Source organism: Nocardioides sp. SLBN-35, from assembly GCF_006715725.1.
In the GTDB taxonomy this organism is placed as follows: Bacteria; Actinomycetota; Actinomycetes; order Propionibacteriales; family Nocardioidaceae; genus Nocardioides.
This window is the reverse complement of the sequence record NZ_VFNU01000001.1, coordinates 4669880-4687975: the sequence shown is the minus strand read 5'-3', so window position 1 is coordinate 4687975 and position 18096 is coordinate 4669880. Positions and strand designations below refer to the sequence as shown.

Genomic DNA, 18096 nt, shown 5'->3' with positions numbered 1-18096 from the left:
TGCGGTCCGCATTTTGACCCGCCTTCGGGGCGGCCGGTAATCTCGAATCTCGTGTCTGGGGCCACCCGGCACGTCGAGCATGCCCTCAGTCCCCGCCTTCACCGGCGCGGCCCACGGGGGAGCGCTCCGGCACTCCGCATCAACGCTTCACTCCGAGCCCGGCACCGTGCCGAGCCGTGATCTCAAACCGAAAGGGAACCACCAGGTGCCCACCATCAATCAGTTGGTCCGCAAGGGCCGCCAGGACAAGGTGTCGAAGACCAAGACGCCTGCCCTGAAGGGTTCGCCCCAGCGTCGCGGTGTGTGCACCCGCGTCTACACCACCACCCCCAAGAAGCCGAACTCCGCCCTCCGGAAGGTCGCCCGCGTGCGCCTGTCCAGCGGCGTCGAGGTCACCGCCTACATCCCGGGTGAGGGTCACAACCTGCAGGAGCACTCGATCGTGCTCGTCCGCGGCGGTCGTGTGAAGGACCTGCCCGGTGTTCGCTACAAGGTCATCCGCGGCGCCCTGGACACCCAGGCCGTGAAGAACCGTAAGCAGGCTCGCAGCCGCTACGGCGCCAAGAAGGAGAAGAGCTGACATGCCGCGCAAGGGCCCCGCGCCGAAGCGCCCGATCGACGTCGACCCGGTCTACGGTTCGCAGCTGGTGACCCAGCTGGTGTCGAAGGTGCTCCAGGACGGCAAGAAGCAGGTCGCTCAGCGGATCGTCTACTCCGCTCTCGAGGGCACCCGCGAGAAGACGGGCGTCGACCCGGTCATCACCCTCAAGCGTGCGCTCGACAACGTGCGCCCCGCGCTCGAGGTCAAGTCCCGCCGTGTCGGTGGCGCGACCTACCAGGTCCCGATCGAGGTCAAGGGCAACCGCGGCACCACGCTGTCGCTGCGCTGGCTCGTCGGCTACGCCCAGGAGCGTCGCGAGAAGACCATGGCCGAGCGCCTGCAGAACGAGATCCTCGACGCAGCCAACGGCCTCGGTGCCGCGGTGAAGAAGCGCGAGGACACCCACAAGATGGCCGAGTCCAACAAGGCCTTCGCTCACTACCGCTGGTGACCATCCGTACGGCGGAGCCCCGGCTCCGCCGTACGTCACCTGCTCATCCTCTACTTAAGGAACGCTGACTCACGTGGCAGTCGACATCACGACGGACCTGAACGTCGTCCGCAACATCGGCATCATGGCGCACATCGACGCCGGCAAGACCACCACCACCGAGCGCATCCTGTTCTACACCGGCATCACCTACAAGATCGGTGAGGTCCACGATGGCGGCGCCACCATGGACTGGATGGAGCAGGAGCAGGAGCGCGGCATCACGATCACGTCGGCCGCGACGACCTGCTGGTGGAAGAAGCACCAGATCAACATCATCGACACCCCCGGGCACGTCGACTTCACCGTCGAGGTCGAGCGCTCGCTGCGCGTCCTCGACGGCGCCGTCGCGGTGTTCGACGGTGTCGCCGGCGTGGAGCCCCAGTCGCAGACCGTGTGGCGCCAGGCCAACAAGTACGCCGTCCCGCGGATGTGCTTCGTCAACAAGCTCGACCGGACCGGTGCGGACTTCTACCGCGTCGTCGACTCGATCGTGCAGAAGCTCAACTCCACCCCGCTGATCCTCCAGATCCCGATCGGTGCCGAGGGCGACTTCATCGGCGTCGTCGACCTGGTCGAGATGAACGCCAAGGTGTGGCGCGGCGAGACCCAGCAGGGCGAGGACTACGTCGTCGAGGAGATCCCCGCCGACCTCGCCGACAAGGCCGCGGAGTACCGCGAGAAGCTCGTCGAGACCCTCGCCGAGGCCGACGACGACATCATGGAGGTCTACCTCGAGGACGGCGACACGTTCGACGTGCCGACCCTCAAGGCCGCCATCCGTCGCGCGACCCTGGCCGACAAGGTCAACCCGATCCTCACCGGCACCGCGTTCAAGAACAAGGGCGTGCAGCCCCTGCTCGACGCGATCGTCGACTACCTCCCCTCCCCGCTCGACGTGGACGCCATCGTCGGCCACAAGCCGGGCGCCGAGGAGACCGAGGAGAACGAGGTCGTCCGCAAGCCGTCGAGCGACGAGCCGCTGTCCGCGCTGGCGTTCAAGATCGCCGCTGACCCGCACCTGGGCAAGCTGACCTTCGTCCGCGTCTACTCGGGCAAGCTCGAGGCCGGCGCGACCGTGCTCAACGCGAGCAACGGCCGCAAGGAGCGGATCGGCAAGGTCTACCAGATGCACGCCAACAAGCGTGAGGAGATCGCGTCGGTCGGCGCCGGCCAGATCGTGGCCGTCATGGGCCTCAAGGACACCCGGACCGGTCACACCCTCTCCGACAACGCCAAGCCGGTGGTGCTGGAGTCGATGACCTTCCCGGCCCCGGTGATCTCGGTCGCCATCGAGCCGAAGACCAAGGCCGACCAGGAGAAGCTCGGTGTCGCCATCGGGCGTCTCGCCGAGGAGGACCCGACCTTCGTCGTCAAGACCGACGAGGAGACCGGCCAGACCATCATCTCCGGCATGGGCGAGCTCCACCTGGAGATCCTCGTCGACCGGATGAAGCGCGAGTTCAAGGTCGAGGCGACCGTCGGCAAGCCGCAGGTCGCCTACCGCGAGACCATCCGCGGCACCGTCTCGAACCACAGCTACACGCACAAGAAGCAGACCGGTGGCTCGGGTCAGTTCGCGAAGATCGTCATCTCGATCGGCCCGAACATCGACCCCGAGACCGGCCTCGGTGCGGGCTACGAGTTCGCGAACAACGTCACCGGTGGTCGCGTCCCGCGCGAGTACATCCCGTCGGTCGACAACGGCGCCCAGGAGGCCATGGAGTTCGGTGTTCTCGCCGGCTACCCGATGGTCGACGTGAAGGTCGCCCTCGAGGACGGCGCCTACCACGACGTCGACTCCTCCGAGCTCGCGTTCAAGATCGCCGGCATCCAGGCGTTCAAGGAGGCGGCCCGCCAGGCGAAGCCGGTCCTCCTCGAGCCCGTGTTCGCCGTCGAGGTGACCACCCCCGAGGACTTCCTCGGCACGGTCATCGGTGACATCAACAGCCGTCGCGGTCAGATCCGCGCGCAGGAGGAGCGTCACGGCGACATCGTCGTCAGCGCCCTCGTGCCGCTGTCCGAGATGTTCGGGTACGTTGGCGACCTGAGGTCCAAGACCTCCGGTCAGGCGTCGTACTCGATGGAGTTCGACTCGTACGCCGAGGTTCCCACGAACATCGCCGACGAGATCATCAAGAAGGCGCGCGGCGAGTAGTCCCCAACCGGGACTGCTCCATGCAGACCCTCGGCGCACCACCCCTTTAGTACGAGTCAAGTAACAACACACCAGGAGGAGCCCCAGTGGCTAAGGCGAAGTTCGAGCGGACCAAGCCGCACGTCAACATCGGCACGATCGGTCACATCGACCACGGCAAGACCACGCTGACGGCGGCCATTTCGAAGGTCCTGCACGACGCGTACCCGGACCTCAACGAGGCCTCGCCGTTCGACCAGATCGACAAGGCTCCCGAGGAGCGCCAGCGCGGCATCACGATCTCGATCGCGCACATCGAGTACCAGACCGAGGCGCGCCACTACGCGCACGTCGACTGCCCCGGTCACGCGGACTACATCAAGAACATGATCACCGGTGCCGCCCAGATGGACGGCGCGATCCTGGTGGTCGCCGCGACCGACGGCCCGATGCCGCAGACCCGTGAGCACGTGCTGCTCGCCCGCCAGGTCGGCGTCCCCGCCCTGGTCGTCGCGCTCAACAAGTGCGACATGGTCGACGACGACGAGCTCATCGAGCTCGTCGAGATGGAGGTGCGCGAGCTCCTCTCCGAGTACGAGTACCCGGGCGACGACGTCCCGGTCGTGCGCGTTGCTGCCTTCCCGGCGCTCAACGGCGACGAGAAGTGGGGCCAGTCGGTCCTCGAGCTCATGTCGGCCGTCGACGAGTACATCCCGCAGCCCGAGCGTGAGGTCGACAAGCCCTTCCTCATGCCCGTCGAGGACGTCTTCACGATCACCGGTCGTGGCACCGTCATCACCGGTCGTATCGAGCGCGGCATCGTCAAGGTCAACGAGGAGGTCGAGATCATCGGCATCCGCGAGGGCTCGCAGAAGACCACCGTCACCGGTGTCGAGATGTTCCGCAAGCTGCTCGACGAGGGCCAGGCCGGTGAGAACGTCGGTCTGCTCCTGCGCGGCACCAAGCGCGAGGACGTCGAGCGCGGCATGGTCGTGGTGAAGCCGGGTACCACCACCCCGCACACCAACTTCGAGGCCAGCGTCTACATCCTCTCGAAGGAGGAGGGCGGCCGTCACACGCCGTTCTTCAACAACTACCGTCCGCAGTTCTACTTCCGGACCACCGACGTGACCGGCGTCGTGACCCTTCCCGAGGGCACCGAGATGGTCATGCCGGGCGACAACACGGACATGACGGTCGAGCTGATCCAGCCGATCGCCATGGACGAGGGTCTGAAGTTCGCGATCCGTGAGGGTGGCCGCACCGTCGGCGCCGGCCGGGTCACGAAGATCACCAAGTGATCTGACCTGCTTCGGGGAGACCCCCTGCTGCTTCGGCAGCAGGGGGTCTCCCGCATTTCGGGGCAGGGACGCCCAGCCGGGAGAATGGGCCCGTGGCTGAGCAAGACAACGGGGGAGTACGGCCGGCGCGGCCCCATCACAAGCAGACCGAGGACGGTCGGCGGATGCGCGAGGTGCTCACCTACACCCGCCGCGGCAGCCGGTTCACGCCGAAGCAGCAGGCTGCCTGGGACACGTACGCCGAGCAGTGGGTGATCCCCGACGAGGCGGTCGACGACCCGGACTTCTCCTGGGCGCGGTGGTTCGGCCGCGAGGCCCCGCTGGTCGTCGAGATCGGCGGCGGCGTCGGCGAGGCCACCGCGGAGCTGGCCGCGACCCGGCCCGAGGCCAACGTCCTCGCCCTCGAGGTCTGGCGCCCCGGTGTCGCCGAGGGCCTCGGCCGGGTGGGCGAGGCGGGTGTCACCAACGTCCGGTTCAGCAGCGTCGACGCGGTCTGGACCCTCGAGCACCTGGTCGCGCCCGGCTCGATCAGCGAGCTGTGGACCTTCTTCCCCGACCCGTGGCACAAGACCCGCCACCACAAGCGGCGCCTGGTCAACCCGGAGTACGCCGCGATGATCGCCTCCCGGCTCGCGCCGGGCGGCCTGTGGCGCCTGGCGACCGACTGGGCCGACTACGCCGAGCAGATGGTCGAGGTGCTCGACGCCGAGCCGGCGCTCGAGGGCGGCGTGGTCGAGCGCTGGGCCGAGCGGCCGGTGACGAAGTTCGAGCGCAAGGGCATCGCGAAGGACCGCGTGATCACCGACCTGACGTACCGACGCGTCACCTGACATTAACGCAGCGGTAGCGGCGTGGCGCGCGAATCGGCTCCCTGCCCGGCGTACTTTCCGAGGCAGTGGCAGGTGGGGAAGCCGGCCACATCGGGAGGCCCGACGTGAACCATCACGACTGCGCAGCCCGGTCCGTCCACAAGGAATAGGGCCGGGGCGGCCCTAGCGGCGCGTGCGGTCCGGTGAGGTGAGTCGTGGAAACCAGTCACGATGGGGCACAGAGCATCGCGCAGCGCCGTACGTACGTCCTCGACACCAGCGTGCTGCTGGCCGACCCCGGCGCCCTGCGCCGGTTCGCCGAGCACGAGGTGGTCCTCCCGGTGGTCGTCATCACCGAGCTCGAGGGCAAGCGGCACCACCCCGAGCTGGGCTACTTCGCCCGCAGCGCGCTGCGGATGCTGGACGAGATGCGGGTCAGCCACGGCCGGCTCGACACGCCCGTTCCGGTGGGGGACGAGGGCGGCAGCGTCCGGGTGGAGCTCAACCACACCGATGCGTCCTCGCTGCCGTCGGGCTTCCGCCTCGGCGACAACGACACGCGCATCCTCGCGGTCGCCCGCAACCTCGCCGACGAGGGCCACGACGTCACCCTGGTCTCCAAGGACCTCCCGATGCGGATCAAGGCCTCGGCCGTGGGCCTCGCGGCCGAGGAGTACCGCGGCGAGACGATCAGCGACTCCGACACCGGCTACTCCGGCATGACCGAGATGGAGGTGAGCGGCGCGGACCTCGACGAGCTGTACGACGACGCCACCCTCGACCTCGCCGACGCCCGTGAGCTGCCCTGCCACACCGGCCTGGTGCTGCTCTCCGAGCGCGGCACCGCGCTGGGCCGGGTGGGGCCGGACAAGCAGGTGCACCTGGTCCGCGGCGACCGCGAGGCCTTCGGCATCCACGGCCGCAGCGCCGAGCAGCGGGTGGCCCTCGACCTGCTCCTCGACCCCGACGTCGGCATCGTGTCGCTCGGCGGACGCGCGGGCACAGGCAAGTCGGCGCTCGCCCTGTGCGCGGGACTCGAGGCGGTGATGGAGCGCCAGCAGCACAAGAAGGTGGTCGTCTTCCGGCCGCTGTTCGCCGTGGGCGGCCAGGAGCTCGGCTACCTGCCGGGCTCGGAGTCGGAGAAGATGTCGCCCTGGGCACAAGCCGTGTTCGACACGCTCGGCGCGCTGACCTCCCGCGACGTGGTCGACGAGATCCTGGACCGCGGCATGCTCGAGGTGCTGCCGCTGACCCACATCCGCGGCCGGTCGCTGCACGACTCGTTCGTGATCGTCGACGAGGCACAGTCGCTCGAGCGCAACGTCCTGCTCACCGTGCTCTCGCGCATCGGCGCCAACTCGAAGGTCGTGCTCACCCACGACGTCGCCCAGCGCGACAACCTGCGGGTGGGCCGCCACGACGGGGTGGTCGCGGTCGTCGAGAAGCTCAAGGGACACCCGCTCTTCGCCCACGTCACCCTCACCCGGTCCGAGCGCTCGCCGATCGCGGCGCTGGTGACCGAGATGCTCGAGAACGTCGTGGTGTAACGAACCCGGAGGAGGGGACGCTCCCCGGCTGTGAAGCCACTCCGTCTGCCACTGCTGCTCGCCCTGCTCCTCGGTCTCCTCGCGCCGTGGAGCCCGGCGCCGGCGACCGCGGCGGCGTACGGGGTCCTCACGGGCCGCGTCGTCGACAAGGACGGCGTGCCGATGGCCGACGTCGAGGTCAACCTATTCCGGCAGGGCGCGAACGTTGCTGTGGCATGGAGCAGGTCTGCGGCCGACGGCACCTTCACCTTCCAGCCCGCCAACTTCGACGATGCAGCGACGGGCCCCTACACGCTGCTGGTCGGCTCCGGATGGGACGGGACGACGGCGATCCCGACCTGGTACGACGGATCCGGAGCCGACGGCGGTATCAGGGGAGAGGTCACCGGCAGCGATCCCAACACCGACCGCGCCGTCGCAGCCTCGGCGCCGTCCGGCGTTGCGCCGATCGTGATCTCCTCCTCGCCCACCCCGCTGGGCGACCTTCGCGTCCTTCAGGGCGCTCAGGTCGTCTTCGACAGTCGGGACACGCTCGGCAACGCTGTCAACACTCTGCGGGTCACGGCGCCGTGGGGCGTCTCGGGCAGGGTGAGCACCCGGAGGGCGTATCCGCCGACGGGGGTGCTGCTCGACGCTGGGCAGCACACCATCACGGTCGAGGCCTCCGCCGTCGACCCGAGTGGTCGACAGCAGGTCACCCTCGATCTCGCGGTAGGTTCGAGGACGACGGTTCCCATCACCTGGGCCGCTCGCTACTACCTCCTGGACAACGACCTGACCTGGGGCGAGTGGCGAGCCCCGCTGTCTGGCGAGCGGCCAGGTGTCGGCACGAAGCTGCACTCCGGCGCAGTGTTCGCCAATGACAGCTCGGTCGTGTCCGGCTCGTTGTGGCCGATCAATACGTCCTTCCAGTGGTATCGGGGCGCGAAGCCGATCGCCGGGGCGACCCGGGCGTCGTACAAGGTCGTCGCCGCCGACCGCGGCCGGAAGATCGGTTTCCGGGTCACCGCCGCCGCGAAGCCGGGCTATGCCGCGGCAACCTATGTCGGTCCGCAGGTGAAGGTCGCCAAGGTGACGTCGAGGGTGCGGGCCAGGTTCGTCGGTCGTTCGATCAAGGTCAGAGTGCGACTCAGCAACGGCGCGCAGCCGACCGGACGGGTCGCATTGATGCTCACCAGCGAGCGCCGCTTCCCTCAGCCACTGGTGTCGAAGAAGCTCAAGGCCAACGCGCGCGGCCTGATCACCTTGCGGATCCCCGAGCCCTTCTACAAGACCAAGGGCGACACCGGGATCTTCTTCGCAGTCCGGTTCGTCGCGAAGCGCAAGGCGATCTCCGTCGGGATCGGCCGTGGGCCCACCGCTGATATCAGGAACGGCACGCTCAGCCAGTGAGCGCAAGCAACAGTTGTGGCCAATGTGATCTCTGGGGCCAGAGGTCCGGGAGAAGGGTCGGGAAAACGGCCGTTCGGTTTGCCTGAGCCCTCCTCGTCAGGCATGGTGGTCGCTGGCCGCTGGCGGTGACGACAGCGAAGTCGGGCCCGATCGGGCGGTGGCCGCCCCCCATGCAGTCGAGCCTGAATACGAGCACTTGTCGAACCACGCGCCGTACGAGCCGAAGAGGCGAGCGCCCAAGCACCGCGGTACGCCGAAGCATGCCCACATCGCGCAGGCGCCCCGCAAGGCCGCCCGCAACGTCGTCGTCCTGTCCTCGGTCGCGGTCGCCGTCACCGGCGTCTCCGTCGCCGCGGGAGTGGCCGGTGAGGCGACCACGCCCCCCGCCGCGGGTGCCGCCGAGATCGACGCGTTCACCAACGTCGGCGCCAGCGCGCAGCCGACGGAGAGCGCCGAGCGCCGCGAGCCGGTCATCTCCCGCGACGACCGCCGCCCCGAGGCCGTCCCGGCCAAGTCGATCGACCTCGCCGGCTCCCGGACCGCCGCGATGACCGACAGCCGCGAGCTCTCCGACTCCGACCCGCGCGACATCGCCCGCGCCCTGCTCGGCGAGTTCGGCTTCTCCTCCAGCCAGTTCGGCTGCCTCGACTCGCTGTGGACCCGCGAGTCCAACTGGCGGGTCAACGCCGACAACCCGAGCTCGAGCGCGTACGGCATCCCGCAGGCGCTCCCCGGCTCCAAGATGTCCTCCGCCGGCTCCGACTGGGCCACCAACCCCGCGACCCAGATCCGGTGGGGCCTCGGCTACATCAAGGACCGCTACGGCAGCCCCTGTGGCGCCTGGGGCCACTCCGAGAGCCACGGCTGGTATTAGGCCTCGACGGCGCGAGCGCGTCGCTCGTGCCACGCCACGCCGTCGACCGCCGGGCCCATGGTCCGCAGCCGGGCCGCCCGGCGGGTGCATGATGCCGTCATGGACGGGACTCGGGTGTCCCGTGTGACGTGAGGAGCCCGCCATGCTGTGGACCATCATCGTGACGATCGTCGGTGGCGCGATCATCGGAGTCATCGGCAAGGCCGTGGCGCCGGGTGACCGCACCAAGTTCCCGTTCTGGCTGACCGTGCTGTGCGGCATCGTCGGCATGCTCGTCGGCAGCTTCCTCTACTGGGGCATCGCCGGGCACAACAACGGACCGTTCGACGGGCACGAGGCCACCTGGGACAACGCGACCAACGGGATCGACTGGATGCGGCACCTGTGGCAGATCGTGGTCGCCGCGGTGGCCGTGATCGTCGCCGCGGCCGTGACGGGGCGCAAGCGCTCCTGAGCCTGCCCCCTCAGGGGTGGGTCATGGACGCCAGGTCGAGTGCGGCGTCCAACTCCTCGAGGGTCAGCTCGCCGCGGTCGACGTACCCCAGCGCCAGCACGGTCTCGCGGATCGTGCTGCCGGTGGCGAGCGCCTGCTTGGCGATCTTGGCGGCGGCCTCGTAGCCGATGTGCTTGTTGAGGGGCGTGACGACCGAGGGGGAGGACGCCGCGTAGCGCAGCATCCGGTCGGCGTCGGCGGTGATGCCGTCGATGCAGCGTTCGGCCAGGGTGACCGAGGAGTTGGCGAGCAGGCGGATCGACTCGAGCACGTTGCGGGCCAGCACCGGCATCGCGACGTTCAGCTCGAAGCTGCCGCTCGCGCCGGCGGCCGTGACGGCGGCGTCGTTGCCGATCACCTGCATGCAGACCATCAGCGTCGCCTCGGGCAGCACCGGGTTGACCTTGCCGGGCATGATCGACGAGCCCGGCTGCAGGTCGGGCAGGTGGATCTCGGCGAGACCGGTCGTCGGCCCGGAGCCCATCCAGCGCAGGTCGTTGCAGATCTTGGTCAGGCCGACCGCGATCGTCTTCAGCACGCCGCTCAGCTCGACCAGCGAGTCGCGGGTGCCCTGCGCCTCGAAGTGGTTGCGCGCCTCGGTGAACTCCTGGCCGGTCGCCGCGCTGAGCGCCGCGATCGCCGCGGTCGCGAACCCCGGCGGGGTGTTGATGCCGGTGCCGACCGCTGTGCCGCCCAGGGGCAGCTCGCGCACCCGGGGGAGTACGGCGGCGAGCCGCTCGACGCCGTACCGGACCGTGGCGGCGTAGCCGCCGAACTCCTGGCCGAGGGTGACCGGGGTGGCGTCCATCAGGTGCGTGCGGCCGGACTTCACCAGCCCGTGGAACTCCGCCGACCTGGTCGCCAGCGAGGAGGTGAGCCGCTCGAGCGCGGGGACCAGCTCGTCGGCGACCGCCAGCGCCGCGGCGACGTGGATCGCCGTCGGGAAGGTGTCGTTGCTGGACTGGCTGGCGTTGACGTGGTCGTTGGGGTGCGCGGTCACGCCGTCACGCGCGCACAGCGAGGCAATCACCTCGTTGGCGTTCATGTTGGAGCTGGTGCCCGACCCGGTCTGGAAGACGTCGATCGGGAACTGGTCGTCGTAGCCGCCGGTGGCGACGGCCTCCGCCGCCGCTGCGATCGCGGTCGCCACCTCGGGGTCGAGGACGCCCAGCTCGAGGTTCGCACGGGCCGCGGCCGCCTTCACGTGGCCCAGGGCGTGGATGAGGGCCGGCTCGATCGGCGTACCGCTGATGGGGAAGTTCTCGACCGCCCGCTGGGTCTGGGCACGCCACAGGGCGGCGGCCGGGACGAGGACCTCGCCCATGGAGTCGTGCTCGGTACGGAAGTCGTTCACTCCTCGAGCCTACCGACGGCACTGATCTGTTTGTTCTAGTACCATACAAACATGTTGGTTCGAGTGGATCCGGCGAGTCCGTTGGGGCTGGCTGAGCAGATCGCGGCACAGGTGCGTGCAGCGGTCATCGACGGCAGTCTCCGCGGCGGCGACAAGCTGCCGCCGGCCCGCGAGCTGGCCGCGGCGCTCGACGTCAACATGCACACCGTGCTGCGTGCCTACGGCGCGCTGCGCGACGAGGGGATCGTCGACCTGCGCCGCGGGCGCGGGGCGCACGTGCGCAGCGACCTCGCCGAGCCCGACCGGGAACGGGTCGCGCTGCGGCGCGAGGTCCGCGACCTGATCGCCCGCGCGGCCCGCATCGGCGTGACCCCCGACGAGCTCGTCAACGAGATCCGGAAGGCCTTCCCATGACCAGAACCCGCGCGTTGCTCGCTTCTCTCGTCGTCCTCCAGGCGCCTCTGTGGGTCGTCGGCGTGGGCCTCGGCCTGCACGACCAGGTCCCCGACCCGGTGCCGACCCACTGGGACCTGGCCGGGGAGGTCGACGGGACCCTCGCCCTCGCAGGCTTCACCGTCGTGGTGGCCGTCGTGGTCGGGGCGGCGACGCTGGTGGCGCTCGGTCTCGTCGCCGCGTCGGGCCGCCGCTCGCCCCTCGCCCCACTCGGCGCCGCCGGTGCCACCTGGCTCGCCTGGCTGCCGGCCGCGCTCTACGCGGCGACGCTGTTCGCCGCTGCCGACGCCGTTCGCGCCGAGGAGGTCCGGCTGCCGCTCGTGACCATCCTGCTCGCGACCCTGCTGCCGTTCGGGGCTGCGCTGGCGGTTCACCGCCTGCTGCCCGGTCCGGTCCGGACCGGTGGCTCGGCGCCCGCCGCGAGCGCCACCCTCGCGCTCGCCGACGGCGAGCGGGTGGCCTGGGTCGGCGAGGCCAGCTCCCGCGGCCTACTGCTGCTGGGCGTCGTCCTCGGCCTCGGGACCGTCCCGCTCTGGTTCGCCGTGTGGCCGGCTGCCCTGGCCGCTGGACTCGCCGCGATCGCCGTCGCGTGGGTCCACGTGGTCACGGTGCGCGTCGACGACGCCGGCGTCGCCGTGTCCTGGGGCCCCGCGCACTGGCCGCGGGTGCGGATCCACCTGGCCGACATCGCCTCCGCCGAGACCGGCGACATCGAGCCCCTGCGCTGGGGCGGCTGGGGCTACCGGCGCAGCACCAAGGGCCGGGCGGCGGTGGCCCGCCGCGGTGAGGGGATCGTGCTCACGCTGCGCGACGGGCAGCGGTTCGCCGCGACCGTGGACCGGCCGCAACCCGCGGCCGAGCTGGTGAATGCGCTGGTGGTCCGGCTCAGTCGAAGAGCTCGCTGAGCCAGGACTCGCGCTTGCGCTTCTTGTAGTGCTTGTCGTCGTAGCGCTGCGGCTCGCGATAGGAGTCGTACTGAGGCGCGCGGGGAGCCGGCGGCGCGGCTGCCGGCTGCGGCATGCCGACCGAGCGGTCGATGATCTTGTCGAGCTCGCCACGGTCGAGCCACACGCCCCGGCACTGCGGGCAGTAGTCGATCTCGATGCCGTTCCGCTCGCTCATCACCAGCGTGGTCTCGTCGATGGGGCAGCGCATGCCTGGTCCAACGGCCGACACCGACGGAGGGTTCCCTCAGCCCTCCGGAGCCTCAGTCCTCCCAGGGCGCCGTGTCGTCCATCTTGCGGTAGTACTTCGCCAGGTGGCTCTTGACCCGGTCGACGTCCTTGTCCGGCAGGTCGACGCCGCCGCGGGCGCCCTGCATCACGTTGCCCGCCGCCATCACGCCGCGGGGCACGGCGACCAGCCGGTCGTCGACCACGTCGGCGATGAGCAGCTTGTACGCCGTGAAGTTGTCCTTCTCCTCGGCGTCGTACCAGACGTGGGCGTCGCGGTACTTCTCGTTCGGCTCGTCCTCGGCGCCCGCCCAGCGGCGTACCCGCTTGTCGGCGGCGTCGCCGTCCCACGACCGGTCGCGGTCGGCGAGCGGGAGGTCCTGGAAGGTGGTCACAGCCATGTCCGGGCCGTACCCGGCCCGGCCGCGACCACCCGGGGTCACTCCGCGGAGCGGACCCGGATGCCCGAGATCGGCACGGTGACCGCGCCGCCCGGGTCGGTGAAGAAGTCGTTGCCCTTGTCGTCGACCACGATGAAGGCGGGGAAGTCCTCGACCTCGATCTTCCAGACCGCCTCCATGCCGAGCTCGGGGTACTCGATGACCTCCTGGCTCTTGATGCAGTCCTGGGCCAGGCGCGCGGCCGGGCCGCCGATCGAGCCGAGGTAGAAGCCGCCGTACTCGTCGCACGCCTCGGTGACCTGCTTGGAGCGGTTGCCCTTGGCGAGCATGACCATCGAGCCGCCGGCGGCCTGGAAGGACTTCACGTAGGAGTCCATCCGGCCCGCGGTGGTGGGGCCGAACGAGCCGGAGGCCATGCCCTCCGGGGTCTTGGCCGGGCCGGCGTAGTAGACCGGGTGGTTCTTGAGGTAGTCGGGCATCTCCTCGCCGGCGTCGAGGCGCTCCTGGATCTTGGCGTGCGCGATGTCGCGGGCGACCACGAGCGGGCCGGTCAGCGAGAGCCGGGTCTTGACCGGGTACGACGACAGCTGGGCGAGGATCTCGCTCATCGGCTGGTTGAGGTCGACCTTGACCACCTCGCCGCCGGAGATGTCCTCGGCGACGCCTGCGTCGGGCATGTACTGCGCCGGGTCGGTCTCGAGCTGCTCGAGGAAGACGCCCTCGGAGGTGATCTTGCCGAGTGCCTGGCGGTCGGCGGAGCAGGAGACCGCGATCGCGACGGGGCACGACGCGCCGTGGCGGGGGAGCCGGACCACGCGGACGTCGTGGCAGAAGTACTTGCCGCCGAACTGCGCGCCGATGCCGAAGGACTGGGTCAGCTTGAAGACCTCCTCCTCCAGCTCGAGGTCTCGGAAGCCGTGGGCGTCCATCGAGCCCTCGGTGGGGAGGTTGTCGAGATAGTGGGCGCTGGCGTACTTCGCGGTCTTGAGCGCGAACTCCGCGCTGGTGCCGCCGATGACCACGGCGAGGTGGTACGGCGGGCACGCGGCCGTGCCGAGCGAGCGGATCTTCTCGTCGAGGAACTCCAGCATCCGCTTCGGGTTGAGGATCGCCTTGGTCTCCTGGAACAGGAACGACTTGTTGGCCGAGCCGCCACCCTTGGCCATGAAGAGGAACTTGTACTCCGGCTTCCCGTTCGTGCCGGGGGTCGAGTACAGCTCGATCTGGGCCGGCAGGTTGGAGCCGGTGTTCTTCTCGTCGTACGTCGTCAGCGGGGCCAGCTGGCTGTAGCGCAGGTTCAGCTTCGTGTAGGCGTCGTAGACGCCCTTGCTGATCCACTCGGCGTCGTCGGCGCCGGTGAGCACGCCCTCGGACTTCTTGCCCATCACGATCGCGGTGCCCGTGTCCTGGCACATCGGCAGCACGCCGCCGGCGGAGATGTTGACGTTCTTGAGCAGGTCGAGCGCGACGAAGCGGTCGTTCCCGGACGCCTCGGGGTCGTCGATGATCTTGCGCAGCTGCTTGAGGTGCGCGGGCCGCAGGTAGTGGCTGATGTCGTGCATCGCCTCGGCGGTCAGCTGCTGGATCGCCTCGGGCGAGACCTTGAGGAAGGTGCGTCCGTCGGGGCCCTCGACGGCCTCGACGCCCTCCGTCGTGATCAGCCGGTAGGGGGTGTCGTCCTTGCCGGTCGGGAGGAGGTCGGAGTAACGGAACTCAGCTTCAGCCACGGCTACCGAGGATATCCCGCTCCGGGAACGGCCGAGGGGCCGGGCCGCCTGCTGGCGACCCGGCCCCTCGGGCGGCGTTGTGTGCTGCTCAGGCAGCGGGCGGGACGATGCCCGTGTAGGCCACGCCCAGCTCGATCACGGCGCCCACCGGCAGGCCGGCCTGGGCGGTGTCGAGGGTGACCTTCACCGCGGTGATCATGTTCTGGTAGCCCACGCTGGTGTCGGTCTGCTGCAGGTTGAGCGCGACCTGGCCGAGACCGGCGATGTTGAGGATGGTGTTGGGCGAGACGTCGATCGGGATCGTCTGACCCGCGATGACGAGGTTGACCAGCTCCATCTTCATGTCCGAGGTCCAGTTGCCGTCGGCCAGCTTGCCGTGGGCGGTCACCTTGACCGCGGTCGCCTTGACCAGGCCGCCGAGCAGGTTGATGCCGGCGGTGCGGTTGGTGTTGGTGATCTCGGCGTTGCCGAAGGCGTCCTTGGTCGAGGTCGTGGTCGACGTGATGGCGCCGGTGGTCAGGATGCCGGGCACCCGCACGGCCAGCGTGGAGTTGGACTTGGTCTGGCCGTTGCTGGAGCCGAAGGGCGTGATCACCCGGGCGGTCGGGTCGCTGACGACCGTGACCGCGTCGGAGACGTTGGCCTGGACCCGGCTGCCGTAGGCGGTGCCGAACAGGCCGGCGCCGGAGGACGGCTGCACCTCGGAGAGGTACTGGTTGACCGGGTTGACCAGCAGGGTCACGCCGGCGGAGTAGCCGCCGAACGGCTGCAGCAGGGTCACGCCGACCGCCCAGCCCATGGTGCCGATCAGGTCGCCGTCCTCCTGCTCGACCTTGCCGTGCATCGAGTAGTTGAGGGTGACGCTGGCGACGCCGGGGATGGTGACGGCGTAGTTCTTGGGGATGTTGAGCGGCAGCTTGACGCCGGCGATCTTGATGTTCGCCAGGCGGCTGTTGGCGGTGTGGGAGCCGTTGCCGTCCGCGCGACCGGTCGTGCTGATCGTGGTCTCGAGCGCGTCGGCGGTGATCAGGCCACCGAGCAGGCTGACGTTGGCGACCCGCGCCCACGACTTCAGCGTGGTCTGCGGCTGCCCGAGGACCTGCGAGACGACGGCGTCGGTCTGGGTCTCCACCGCGCCGAGCTGGGCGAGGTTGAGCACGCTGGCCGCGGCCGTGCTGTTCTTCGAGGTGCTGGACTTCGCGCCGCCGGTGACACCCGACTGGGCGGTCAGGTCGGACTGGACGACACCGTCCAGGACCTTGACGTACGTCGCGCCGGTGCTGGCTGCGTAGGACCAGTAGACCGGGTCGGCGGCCTGCGCCGCGGGTGCCGGAACGGCGACCAGACCTGCACCCGCCAAGGTGAAGGCGACAAAGGTGACGAACTTGCGCACGTTCACGGGACCCCATTCCCATCCGTGTGATGACTGCTATGTATGTGTCGAGCCCCCCAAGCAAACCACTACCCGGGCACGCCGAGCGAGCCGAGGTGGGGATTTCTGCGAGGTTTTAACGAAGAATCATTCACAATGTCACGGCGGAGGGCATATCCGGGGCGAAATGGCTGTTTTGCTCCCGTGCACGTGTACGGCGCAGTGGTGATCGGGGCCGGCCAGGCCGGCCTCTCGGCGTCCTTCCACCTGACCCGGCTCGGCATCGACCACGTCGTGCTCGACGCCAACGACCGGCCGGGCGGCGCCTGGCAGCACCGGTGGGACTCGCTGTCGATGCACGACGTGCACGGCGTGGCCGACCTGCCGGACGCCCCGGCTCCCGGTGACTCCCGCGAACGGGCCAATGTCGTGGTGCCGGCGTGGTTCGGTCGCTACGAGGACCACAACCGGCTGCCCGTCGTACGACCGGTGCGGGTGGACCGGGTCACCGACGACGATGGGCTCCTGGTCGTGCACGCCGGCGAGCGCAGCTGGACCGGGCGAACCGTGGTCAACGCCACCGGCACCTGGACGCAGCCGTTCGTGCCGTACTACCCGGGCGCCGAGACTTTCCTCGGGGAGCAGCTGCACACCTCGGACTACCCCGGACCGGACCACTTCCGCGGGAAGCGGGTGGTCGTGGTCGGTGGCGGCGCCTCGGCGGTCCAGTTCCTCGGCGAGCTCGCGCCGCGCACCGACGTGGTGTGGGTGACCCGGCGGGCCCCGGAGTGGCGCGACGACTTCGACGAGAACGTCGGCCGCCACGCGATCGGGCTGGTCCAGGAGCGGGTCCGCGAGGGCCTGCCGCCCGCGAGCGTCGTCAGCGTCACCGGCCTCGCACTGCGGCCCCAGGAGCAGGAGGCGGCCCGGCTCGGTGTCTACGAGCGGCGCCGCGAGATGTTCGCACGGATCGAGCCGGACGGCGTGCGCTGGGCCGACGGGTCCTTCGAGCGGGCCGACGTCATCTTGTGGGCGACCGGCTTCCGGCCCGCGGTCGGGCACCTCGCGCCGCTCCACCTGCGCAGCGAGCGCGGCGGGATCGCGCTGCTGCAGAGCGGTGCAGACGTGCAGACCGCCACGACCGCCGTACGTGACCCGCGGGTGCAGCTGGTCGGCTACGGCCCGTCCGCGAGCACCATCGGCGGGAACCGGGCGGGGCGCGCGGCCGCATTGGCGGTACGGCGCTACCTCGCCGCGCACGAGGGTGCTAACGTCGCCGCCGACAACCCACGGGAGTCCGCGGCAGCGGGCTGAGAGGGAGCTGGAGCCGCTCCGACCGTCACACCTGATCCGGATCATGCCGGCGAAGGAACGGACCTGATGAGCGCACACCTTTTCTGCCTGGTCTCCGAACGGGACGACCTCTCCCTGCTACCCGCCCTGGCCGAGGCCGGGGTCGACGGCTTCCAGGTCCGGGCCAAGTCCCTGGCCACCGGCGCGCTGGTCGTGCTGGCCCGCTCGGTGCTCGCCGCGGTGCGTCCGGCGGGAGCGCTGGTCGTCGTCAACGACCGGCTCGACGTGGCGCTCGCAGTGGGCGCCGACGGCGTGCACCTCGGCGCGGACGACCTCGCGGTCGCCGACGCGCGACGCTTGGCTCCCGGTCTGGTCATCGGCGCGACCTGTCGGTCCCGGGCGGAGGTCGTGGCGGCTGCCGATGCGGGTGCGGACTACGCCGGGTTCGGTCCGGTCTTCGCCTCGGGCTCCAAGGCCGGACTGCCCGCGCCGCTGGGCGTCGGTGCCGTCGCCGAGGCGGCCGGAGTGCTGCCGCTCGTCGCGATCGGCGGCATCACCGCCGCGACCGCCGGTGAGGTGCGGGCGGCCGGCGCCCACGGCGTGGCCGTGATCGGCTCGATCTGGCGACAACCTGATCCCCTGGGTGCAGCGAAGGAGCTCGTCGCGGCAGTCGCCTGAGG

The 18096-nt window shown here is 69.9% G+C and carries 18 protein-coding genes and 1 riboswitch; of the genes, 13 read left to right on the top strand and 5 right to left on the bottom strand.

The genetic code is table 11. From position 1 onward, the window contains the following. The first annotated feature begins 205 nt into the window (after window positions 1–205). The 9 genes from rpsL (at window position 206) to FBY23_RS22530 (ending at window position 9605) form a co-directional block, all read left to right on the top strand. The gene (rpsL, locus tag FBY23_RS22570; protein ID WP_038677267.1) at window positions 206–580 is read left to right on the top strand and encodes a 30S ribosomal protein S12; all 375 of its coding nucleotides are present in this window, start codon (window positions 206–208) and stop codon (window positions 578–580) included. Window position 581: 1 nt separating this feature from the next. Beyond that, the gene (gene rpsG, locus FBY23_RS22565; RefSeq protein ID WP_141800194.1) at window positions 582–1052 is read left to right on the top strand and encodes a 30S ribosomal protein S7; all 471 of its coding nucleotides are present in this window, start codon (window positions 582–584) and stop codon (window positions 1050–1052) included. Between the two features lie 73 nt (window positions 1053–1125). Further along, on the top strand, window positions 1126–3249 hold the full coding sequence (fusA, locus tag FBY23_RS22560) for an elongation factor G (RefSeq protein WP_141800193.1): 2124 nt from the start codon (window positions 1126–1128) through the stop codon (window positions 3247–3249). 86 nt (window positions 3250–3335) lie between these two features. Further along, on the top strand, window positions 3336–4529 hold the full coding sequence (gene tuf / locus FBY23_RS22555; protein WP_141800192.1) for an elongation factor Tu: 1194 nt from the start codon (window positions 3336–3338) through the stop codon (window positions 4527–4529). A gap of 92 nt (window positions 4530–4621) precedes the next feature. Next, entirely contained in the window at window positions 4622–5359 is a 738-nt protein-coding gene (gene trmB / locus FBY23_RS22550) for a tRNA (guanosine(46)-N7)-methyltransferase TrmB (protein WP_260806508.1), read from the top strand. 194 nt (window positions 5360–5553) lie between these two features. Further along, window positions 5554–6885 (top strand): PhoH family protein, encoded by a 1332-nt coding sequence (locus FBY23_RS22545; protein ID WP_141800191.1) that lies wholly within the window; start codon window positions 5554–5556, stop codon window positions 6883–6885. A 162-nt stretch (window positions 6886–7047) separates the two neighbouring features. After that, entirely contained in the window at window positions 7048–8277 is a 1230-nt protein-coding gene (locus FBY23_RS22540) for a hypothetical protein (protein ID WP_141800190.1), read from the top strand. 196 nt (window positions 8278–8473) lie between these two features. Continuing rightward, the gene (locus FBY23_RS22535; protein ID WP_141800189.1) at window positions 8474–9151 is read left to right on the top strand and encodes a lytic transglycosylase domain-containing protein; all 678 of its coding nucleotides are present in this window, start codon (window positions 8474–8476) and stop codon (window positions 9149–9151) included. A 142-nt stretch (window positions 9152–9293) separates the two neighbouring features. Next, window positions 9294–9605 (top strand): GlsB/YeaQ/YmgE family stress response membrane protein, encoded by a 312-nt coding sequence (locus tag FBY23_RS22530; RefSeq protein ID WP_141800188.1) that lies wholly within the window; start codon window positions 9294–9296, stop codon window positions 9603–9605. A gap of 10 nt (window positions 9606–9615) precedes the next feature. On the opposite strand, the gene FBY23_RS22525 is transcribed toward FBY23_RS22530, so the two are convergent. Then, window positions 9616–10998, bottom strand: coding sequence for an aspartate ammonia-lyase (locus FBY23_RS22525; RefSeq protein ID WP_141800187.1), 1383 nt, complete (start codon window positions 10996–10998; stop codon window positions 9616–9618). A 51-nt stretch (window positions 10999–11049) separates the two neighbouring features. On the opposite strand from FBY23_RS22525, the gene FBY23_RS22520 reads away from it, so the two are divergent. Together FBY23_RS22520 and FBY23_RS22515 are read left to right on the top strand one after the other, a co-directional pair. Next, entirely contained in the window at window positions 11050–11412 is a 363-nt protein-coding gene (locus FBY23_RS22520; RefSeq protein ID WP_141800186.1) for a GntR family transcriptional regulator, read from the top strand. Continuing rightward, window positions 11409–12356, top strand: a complete 948-nt coding sequence (locus FBY23_RS22515; RefSeq protein ID WP_141800185.1) for a DUF1648 domain-containing protein — start codon at window positions 11409–11411, stop codon at window positions 12354–12356. Before FBY23_RS22520 ends, FBY23_RS22515 begins: the two co-directional genes overlap by 4 nt. On the opposite strand, the gene FBY23_RS22510 is transcribed toward FBY23_RS22515, so the two are convergent. The 4 genes from FBY23_RS22510 to FBY23_RS22495 all read right to left on the bottom strand — a co-directional run bounded on the left by FBY23_RS22510 (window position 12337) and on the right by FBY23_RS22495 (window position 16150). Next, window positions 12337–12606, bottom strand: a complete 270-nt coding sequence (locus FBY23_RS22510) for a zf-TFIIB domain-containing protein (RefSeq protein ID WP_141800184.1) — start codon at window positions 12604–12606, stop codon at window positions 12337–12339. The two genes, FBY23_RS22515 and FBY23_RS22510, sit on opposite strands and share 20 nt — an antisense overlap. 52 nt (window positions 12607–12658) lie before the next feature. Beyond that, window positions 12659–13024 (bottom strand): hypothetical protein, encoded by a 366-nt coding sequence (locus tag FBY23_RS22505; RefSeq protein ID WP_141800183.1) that lies wholly within the window; start codon window positions 13022–13024, stop codon window positions 12659–12661. Between the two features lie 38 nt (window positions 13025–13062). Beyond that, complete coding sequence (locus FBY23_RS22500; protein WP_222117912.1) at window positions 13063–14751, bottom strand: fumarate hydratase; 1689 nt, start codon at window positions 14749–14751, stop codon at window positions 13063–13065. A gap of 88 nt (window positions 14752–14839) precedes the next feature. Then, window positions 14840–16150: a choice-of-anchor P family protein gene (locus FBY23_RS22495; RefSeq protein ID WP_141800181.1), complete on the bottom strand. Its 1311-nt coding sequence runs from the start codon at window positions 16148–16150 to the stop codon at window positions 14840–14842. A 183-nt stretch (window positions 16151–16333) separates the two neighbouring features. Here FBY23_RS22495 and FBY23_RS22490 point away from each other — a divergent pair, with 183 nt between their 5' ends. Further along, complete coding sequence (locus tag FBY23_RS22490) at window positions 16334–17437, top strand: NAD(P)-binding domain-containing protein (protein WP_396954501.1); 1104 nt, start codon at window positions 16334–16336, stop codon at window positions 17435–17437. Next, a riboswitch (TPP riboswitch) is annotated at window positions 17403–17513 on the top strand. Its footprint overlaps the gene before it by 35 nt. Beyond that, window positions 17504–18094: a thiamine phosphate synthase gene (thiE, locus tag FBY23_RS22485; protein WP_141800180.1), complete on the top strand. Its 591-nt coding sequence runs from the start codon at window positions 17504–17506 to the stop codon at window positions 18092–18094. Its footprint overlaps the riboswitch before it by 10 nt. Window positions 18095–18096: the final 2 nt, after the last annotated feature.